The organism is Puniceibacterium sediminis, assembly GCF_900188035.1.
Lineage (GTDB): Bacteria > Pseudomonadota > Alphaproteobacteria > Rhodobacterales > Rhodobacteraceae > Puniceibacterium > Puniceibacterium sediminis.
The window spans coordinates 1-1,440 of sequence record NZ_FZNN01000060.1 but is presented as its reverse complement, the minus strand read 5'-3'; the positions used below and the strand labels follow the sequence as shown (position 1 = coordinate 1,440).

The window sequence follows — 1,440 nt, the reverse complement described above, 5'->3', positions numbered from 1 at the left end:
CGGCACCGCAGCGTCAAAGGCTGGTGCGGCCTGTTCCATCAGGTCGGTCACGGCTTGAGCCATTCCGTGCATCTTCAGGCTGCGCAGCATGATGATGATAGCACCGGTGGCGGGGTCATGACGCATTGCGACCTCCTGTGCTCAGGGCACGCAGGCCATCATATCGTTCGACATTGGCCTCTGGTTCGCGCTGCAGGATCAGCGCCTGCGGCGTGTCGATGTCGGGCCCGCCGATCGTCTTTCCGTCGATCAGACGATGCAGAAGGTTCAACACGTGAGTTCTGGTTGCGACCCCCTCAGCCAGCGCCATTTCCACGGCGACCAGCACGGCCTGTTCGTCGTGATGCAGAACCAGTGCAAGGATGTCGACCATCCATTGGTCGGCAGGCGATGCAAGCATCGCCGAGAGGCTCTCTGTCACCACCAGGTTTGCGCAGCATGAGGTCTTGCAGCTGTTTGAAGGCCGAAGGGAATTCCGCAAAGGGCGCGCCGTTCCGCAATGCTCCGGGCTTGCGCTGAAGGACGGCCAGGTAATGGCGCCAATCGAAAATCGTCCGTGGCGGGAGTTGGTGGCTGCGCTGGATCACCCGCACATGTTCACACAGGATCTGTCCTTCGGCAGCGATCACCAGACGTTCGGGATAAACCCGAAGGCTCACCGGGCGGTTGGCGAAGGATGCCGGAACGCCGTAGCGATTGCGTTCAAAGCTGATCAGGCAAGTGGGCGATACCCTCTTGCTCAGTTCGACAAAGCCATCGAAGGCGGGGGGCAATGGCATCAGCGCTGCCTGCTCTGTGGCCCAGACGTCGGCAACGCTCCCAGGCAGCGCTGCATGCGGGATCTCAGTCCACAACGCGACACAGCGCTCTTCCAGCCAGTCATTCAGTGCCGCAAGATCGGCGAAGTCCGGCATGGGTTGCCACAGTCGGTGTCGGGAATCCTGCACGTTCTTCTCGACCTGTCCCTTCTCCCAGCCGGCAGCGGATTGCAGAACGCCGGATCGAATAGGTAATGGTTTGCCATCGCAAGGAACCGCATGTTGACCTGCCGGTCCTTCCCGCGACCGACACGATCAACCGCGGTGCGCATGTTATCGTAGATGCCGCGCTCCGGGACCCCGCCGAAGACCCGGAACCCGTGCCAATGGGCATCGAACAGCATCTCGTGCGTTTGCAGTAGATACGCCCGGACCAGAAAGGCCCGACTGTGCGACAGCTTGATATGGGCAACTTGCAGTTTGGTGGTAAGCGGCAGTCCATCACCCATGGCACTGTGGTTTTACTACTTGCCGAAGTTCCATGGCATGAGAGTGTCGATGTCAGTCTGCATGTGCTGATCGAGGATCTTTCGGAGTGTGGCGGCGACATAGGCTTCGGGGTTTACGGCGTTCAGGCGACATGTGCCTATCAGCGAGGCGACACGCGCCCATGTCGCGGCGC

The 1,440-nt window shown here is 60.7% G+C and carries 1 protein-coding gene and 1 pseudogene; both read right to left on the bottom strand.

What is annotated here, in order from left to right:
- Positions 1-115 precede the first annotated feature (115 nt).
- A pseudogene (istA, locus tag CHB75_RS21170) lies at positions 116-1,243 on the bottom strand (IS21 family transposase); the annotation flags it as partial.
- 39 nt (positions 1,244-1,282) lie between these two features.
- On the bottom strand, positions 1,283-1,440 hold a 158-nt coding region (locus CHB75_RS21165; RefSeq protein WP_141135057.1), incomplete at its 5' end, for a transposase domain-containing protein.